Source organism: Methanobrevibacter ruminantium (assembly GCF_016294135.1).
In the GTDB taxonomy this organism is placed as follows: Archaea; Methanobacteriota; Methanobacteria; order Methanobacteriales; family Methanobacteriaceae; genus Methanobrevibacter; species Methanobrevibacter ruminantium_A.
Genome location: NZ_JAEDCO010000020.1, coordinates 23,817 through 30,263, shown reverse-complemented (window position 1 = coordinate 30,263; position 6,447 = coordinate 23,817). Strand labels below are relative to the sequence as shown.

Here is a 6,447-nt window from a genome sequence, read left to right as displayed (position 1 = left end):
CAGGTTCATCTACTGGTTCCTCAGGTTCTTCTGGTTCCTCAGGAGCGGTTACAGTAATTTGAATAGTGGTATTGGAAGGATTATAATAATCGTTTCCTAAATACTCAATAGTAACAGTGGTGTTTTCAGTTAATTCAACACCTTCAAATACAGCTTTTCCATCTTTTACTTCAGCAGTGTATTCTTTACCATTAACTTTTAAGACAGCTGTACCGTTTTGTACAGGGTCACCATTTTGATCAACGATATCCGCGGTAATATCTTTCTTATCACCGACTGTACCAGAAACATCTTCACTAGTGGTTGTAGTGTTTAATGGTAAAATGTTTAATTTAGAGTCTGCTTCAGAAGAAAGGTAATCATTAATTCCTTCTTCATGATGGTTGTATTGATATCCACTGTAGGTAACAGTATATTTGTAAGTACCTGGATTTTCAAGCTTTACATCTTTAAATACAGCTTTACCATCCGCATCAACTTCAACAGTATCAGTATAGGTACTTGCACCTAATGAACCATCGTTAAGCTTGTTTTCATAATCAATTGTTAAAGTAGCAGTTCCACCAGGAACAGCTTTATTAGTAAGATCTTCAGTAATGGTTGCAGTAATATCTACTTTATCACCAACATATCCAGTGATTTCCTCAAGTTCAATGCTGGTTTTGATATCATAAACAGCATAAACATTAATTACAAGAGTTTTATCTTTATATTCATCAATTGTGACGGTTAATTTATCTCCTTTATTAAATTTTTCTCTGGTATCTTCTCTTTCCCAGTACAAGAATACTACAGAATCTGGAATGTCCGCAGGCTCTATATAAGTGTGAGTATAATTTACATTATCTGCACTACAACTCCAAGAATGACTACCATGAGCAATGAGATCAATATTATTAACTGTTAAATTACCAGGAAGTATAATATCATAAACCGCTACATAATCACGATGATGAACCTCTGAAGGAGGTGTTAATTTAACCTTATAATCTGCATCAACAGTGACATTTCCACCACTTGCTTCAGGGGAATTAATTTCTTCCCAATGGTTGAAAATATAACGTACATTATTGTAAGTAAAATTATATCTGCTTGGATTATTTGATCTAACACCAGATGCTGAAGTTAATTTTGCTAATGTCATAGTCCAACCATTTTTACTTTCAGCACCACCAGTTATTTTACCTGATGTGCTCATTGCTTCCCAAGTATAACTATACAATTCATCATCAGCTAAATTATCTGAAGATTCTACATTAGATAAAACTTCATTATCAACTCTTATGTCATTGATATCACTGACTGTCTCTTCAGATAAATCTATATCATCTTGTTCTGCACTGACTACATCATCAACATCTGCAGCTGCAACAGCACTTACAGATACTAATGCTAAAATAATCAATGCGATAAATAGAACACGAGTTTTCAACTTATTCATATTTAATTCACCATATTTTTTCACTATGAAATATCTTCCATAAAAATAAATTAAGTTACAATTTATTTAGATGAAAAACACCCCAAAAATTCATCATATGTAACGTTAAGAGAAAAAATATGCTCATCTAAATCAAAAAAATAAAATATCTTAATTTTTAGATAAAATGAATCACATCTTTAAATCATAATAAAAATTTATTAGAAATTTTGTTATATTCCAATAACATCAAAAAAAAGCCTAACCTTAAAAACATATTAAACCCCGTTACATATATGATATAATTAAATATTAAGTTATATATAAAGATTATGAAAAAATTGAATGAATTAAGTATTATTTTGAAAAAAATAATAATGAAATTAAAAAAATTACTATTTTAAACAATACAAAAAAGTTTGAAAATTTAATAAAATAAAAAAGGATTATAAAATCAATTTATCAATCACATGAATAAATTGATTTGCTTCGGTTTCCAAACTGTGATCTGGGTTTCCACGCATTTCAAATACAATAGCTGGAACTCCACCATCATCTATTGGAATTGTAGAGTACTGTGGGCTTGAATAGCTTGCAGGCTCATAATAAATAACATAACTTAACGCCTTTGTCACATTATTCGCTGCATCATAAGCTACAGTGTCATTTGAACGAGGCGCAAATATATAAGGATCCTGCACATATCCACCATTTGATGAGTGAATGTCAATAGCTAAGTCGTAATTGTTTTTGATTACATCACTGACTACATAATCCTGTGCAAGCAATTGTCCATTCATTCTGCTTTCTTCAAAATCATCACTTTCTGCAGTTACATTAATCCTATAAATGTAATATGAATAATTCAAGTGGTCGGAATTGCTCATGAGACTGTCATAAATGGCATCATGTGCATTGTATTCACGTGGATGCTGTCCTAAAATGTATGCAACCTTAACAGATGAATTTGCATTTCCATAAGGCCCTTCTACAGTTACGGTTCCTATGCTGTTCTTGCCTATTTCCTTAATTGGCTTGTCTGCAGAACCTTCTGTGAATGAACTGATTAAGTCAGTTGGAATATACTTCAAAACCCCGTCTAAAACAGGATAATCTTGTGAAAGCTCCTTTAGGAAACTGTCATCATTTGTTGCATAATCATAGCAAAGAACGAAACCCTCTGCCAATATGACAATAAGAATGATTAAAAAATAGAGTAATTTTTTAGAAGGTTTTCTAGATTTTTTCTTTTGTGCATTGTCTTCATCAGCCATATAAACACCAAAAATAATTCATTTCACTTAAAACCCTAAAACCTTATAAAAACATTTTAAAAGGAATAATTCCCTTTTTTTAGAAATATACTTTGTAAATAAAATTTGATATTTTGATATAAATCAATATAATTATAAAAATTAAAAGCTAGAAAAAGCAAGTTGGAAAATTATTTTTTCCAAGTTTGTCTTACTCCTCTACCTTTTTTACTACCAGGCTTTTTGTAAGATCTTTTAGGTCTGGTTCTTTTGTTGGTACCTTTTACTTTTGCCATCATATATCCTCCTTTAATTTTGATGATAAGATAATCATAAGATTAATCTAAAATAAATAAAAATAAATTTTTCATATTGAAATATGATAAAATTCTTTATAAAAATAGCTTTAATAATAAAACTTAATAAAATATTTATTTTCAATACATATAAACTTTACCCCTAAAAATTAGTAAAATATTGCTAAAAATCCTATAAATGAGATTTAAGAATAGAATATATGATATTTGAAAAAATTATAATTAAATTTTAAAAATTATTAAAAAATAATAAAAGAATAATGGAAAAATAGTGAAAAAATTTAAAAAAAGTAAAAAAAAGAGAAAAGTTAAAATAGAAAAAGATTAAGTTGTATACTCAGCATTGATCTTTACATAATCATATGTAAGGTCACAACCCCAAGCGGTTGCACTTGCATCACCCTGATACAAATCAACAACTATGTTCACTGTCTTTTCCTGCATAATCTCTTCTGCTGAATTAAGTTCATCTGTTCCTTCAAATGCAAGGATTTTACCCTTATCAACTAAAATTGCTTCCTGACCATCATCTGAATTTACAGAAACGGAAATCATGTCCTGATTCATTTCACAACCAGAATATCCTACAGCAGCTACGATTCTACCCCAATTAGGATCTCCACCAAAGATAGCTGATTTTACTAGTGAAGAACTGATTACAGATTTTGAAGCCAATATCGCATCATTTTCATCCTTAGCACCATTTACCTTGCATTCAATGAACTTAGTTGCCCCTTCACCGTCACGAGCCATCATTTTAGCTAAGCTTATGCAGATGAAATCCAAAGCTTCCTGGAAGTCTTCATTGATTTCACCGTCTTTAGCAACTTCAACACCAGACTTTCCATTTGCCATCAATATTGCAGTGTCATTTGTACTTTGGTCTCCATCAACGACAATCATGTTGAAGCTTCTGTTTACAGCAGATTTCAATGCCTTATTAATCATTTCAGAGGAGATTACAGCATCAGTTGCCAAGAAACATAGCATGGTTCCCATATTAGGTGCAATCATTCCCACACCCTTGGTTATTCCACCGATTCTTACCTTTTCACCATCAATAGTTGTCTCTACAGCAAACTCTTTATGATAAGTGTCAGTGGTCATTATGGACTTTGCAGCATCTGTTGAGCTTTCTGCACTGTGTTCCAATTTGGAAATTGACTCTTCAACCAAAGGCAAAATAATGTCCATAGGCATTTTTCTGCCTATCACACCAGTTGATGCAGTAGCTATTTCACTTGATGGGATATTGGTGATTTTAGATGCGAATGCAATGGTCCTATCACAATCATCTATTCCATCTTGACCTGTAAAGCAGTTTGCATTTCCACTGTTTACAACTACCAATGATATTTTTCCGCCTTTAATCATTTCCTTGGTATGAATGATAGGTGCAGCCACAACATTGTTTGATGTAAAAACTGCAGAAGCAGCACTATCCTTTGATTCAATAACTGTAAGGCCGTATTTACCTTCACGGCTTCCTGCTGCCCTAACGCCTTCTACAGCACATATTCCTCCTTCAATAACGTTAATCTTAGACATGATATCTCCTTTTGGAATTAATAAAAAAATAAATATTCATAAATGATTTAAAAAAAAAATTAAAAATAAAAAATTAGAAAAAAATAGAGAAAGAACTCTCTAATTAATAAATAGCAGTCGTATTCGAAGCATTGAATGCATCGATATCCTGACCTTCGGTAACATTTTCATGGAAATCATAATATGAAATTTGTGTGCCGTTTTCATCATGCAAGTCGTAACTGCTGTTTTCATAGACAGTTATATTGTCAGTTACATTCATATACTGCACTTCTCCAGAACTTGGTTCACTGCCAATACCCATAATCATTGAAATTCCTAAAGACAAACCGCAAATGAAAGCTATTAGGATTATTATAAATATGAGTATTTGCCTAGGGCTTCTAGGCTTTTTTGGCATAGCACTCTTAGACCAAATAGAGCTTAATGAATTATTGGATTGTCTAGCTCTGCTTGACTGTCTTGAACTGGCTCTGCCAGCTTGTCTTGAGCCTCTGGAGTTTCTAGAATTGTTAGGAGCTCTAGTTTTCAATACATTCTTGTTTTGCTGATTTCTAGAATTCCTAGATCTTCTACCGATTGCCATTAATTTCACCACAAATTACATATTTCAAGTCTTTAATAAAGACCAATAACTTTCAAATTTCAACTGAATAATAAATAATTAGATTAAATTTTACCTAAGTGTATAGTAAGCCACAAGCGCTAGAACGATTAAAAGTCCATAAATGCCCATGCCCATTACAGCAAGCAAATATGATGCAACAAACATTACAAGGAATGCAGTGACTAACTTGCCTTTCTTATTGGTTAGGAATTCACATAGGGTTCTTGTAAAGTCTGATGGAATGTAATATCCATACAAACCATTAGCCAAATCGAAAATGACTAAAGACAATGCACCGAAACCATGAATGCTTTCTGCAATGTTTGCACGTTCACCTGCTTCTCTTCTGCTTCTTCCGATTCCAATCTTGACTTTAGCTCCATTGTTCAAGATAAACCATGCACAGTCAAGCCCTGCACGAATAGCTACATCCTTACTTGGGAATTTTGCAATCAAGTCATCTCCACCTTCACGGTATCCTTCGATTTGACCTTCGCAATCTTCCATGAACTCCTTAACACTTGTCATCAATTCAACAAGCTTGTTTCTCCCATATTTGGAAATGAAATTTGTTGAGTCCACAATATCAATGAAGAGGTATTGCTGGAACTCTGGAGGTTCAGATTCCGCCAATTTGAATGGAGTGTCCAATACAAGGGCATATTCACCACCTAATTTAGTGAATGCAACACCTGGAGAATCTCCAACTTCCTTGTTGAACTTAATGGATCTTTCAATAGCTGCAGCACCAGTCATACCAGCAGCAGCCCTTACTCTGATTCCATTATCCAAACCAATGCCCACCAATCTTATAGCCACTCTGATTGCATCGTTTTTGGACATCAATCTTGAAACGATTTCAGTTTCGCTTCTTTCGATAATTTCTCCATTTTCTCTTAAAATAATGTCAGTGAAAAGATTAATAATGTAAGAATGTTCAGAAAGCTCTACATACATGTAACGGTCACTACCCATAATGATATTGCTTACAAGAGCATATTCCTCAACCTTATCTTGTGCAGGAAGTAATTCATAAAAGCTATGATTTTCTGGAATGTTTTCACGGCCAACATCTCTAACCAAGTTGGTAAAAATACTTTCAGTTGTGATATGTGCCTTGTCAATCTCCATTAGCATGGTTTGGGTGTAATTGAACATGTCCACATATTCTGTTTCCAATGGAGTTGTAGGGAAGTATTTAGTACCTATGCTTATGATTTCATGTTTTGTAACTAATGAAACAAGCTTTCTTATAATACTATGTTCAGCCATATTTTACCTCCTATTAATTTTTAAATTTCA

Annotated in this window: 5 protein-coding genes; all 5 read right to left on the bottom strand. The window is 32.8% G+C overall.

The features are described 5' to 3' along the window. A partial coding sequence (locus VW161_RS05875; protein WP_325192786.1) for an Ig-like domain-containing protein occupies positions 1–1,441 on the bottom strand: 1,441 nt, incomplete at its 3' end. Between the two features lie 425 nt (positions 1,442–1,866). Then, positions 1,867–2,694 carry a hypothetical protein gene (locus tag VW161_RS05870; protein ID WP_304103528.1) on the bottom strand — a complete coding sequence of 276 codons (828 nt, stop codon included), beginning with the start codon at positions 2,692–2,694 and terminating at the stop codon, positions 1,867–1,869. Positions 2,695–3,314: 620 nt separating this feature from the next. Next, a complete protein-coding gene (gene argJ, locus VW161_RS05865) occupies positions 3,315–4,538 on the bottom strand; it encodes a bifunctional ornithine acetyltransferase/N-acetylglutamate synthase (RefSeq protein WP_304086815.1) in 1,224 nt (407 codons plus the stop codon). 103 nt (positions 4,539–4,641) lie between these two features. Continuing rightward, positions 4,642–5,124, bottom strand: a complete 483-nt coding sequence (locus tag VW161_RS05860; protein ID WP_304086812.1) for a hypothetical protein — start codon at positions 5,122–5,124, stop codon at positions 4,642–4,644. Between the two features lie 90 nt (positions 5,125–5,214). Continuing rightward, complete coding sequence (locus VW161_RS05855; RefSeq protein ID WP_304086809.1) at positions 5,215–6,417, bottom strand: hypothetical protein; 1,203 nt, start codon at positions 6,415–6,417, stop codon at positions 5,215–5,217. Between the last annotated feature and the right edge of the window lie 30 nt (positions 6,418–6,447).

What these genes read in the sequence shown, in the direction of transcription:
- VW161_RS05870 (WP_304103528.1), bottom strand. Translation starts at nt 2,694, where the DNA reads ATGGCTGATGAAGACAATGCACAAAAGAAAAAATCTAGAAAACCTTCT.
- argJ (WP_304086815.1), bottom strand. Translation starts at nt 4,538, where the DNA reads ATGTCTAAGATTAACGTTATTGAAGGAGGAATATGTGCTGTAGAAGGC.
- VW161_RS05855 (WP_304086809.1), bottom strand. Translation starts at nt 6,417, where the DNA reads ATGGCTGAACATAGTATTATAAGAAAGCTTGTTTCATTAGTTACAAAA.
- VW161_RS05860 (WP_304086812.1), bottom strand. Translation starts at nt 5,124, where the DNA reads ATGGCAATCGGTAGAAGATCTAGGAATTCTAGAAATCAGCAAAACAAG.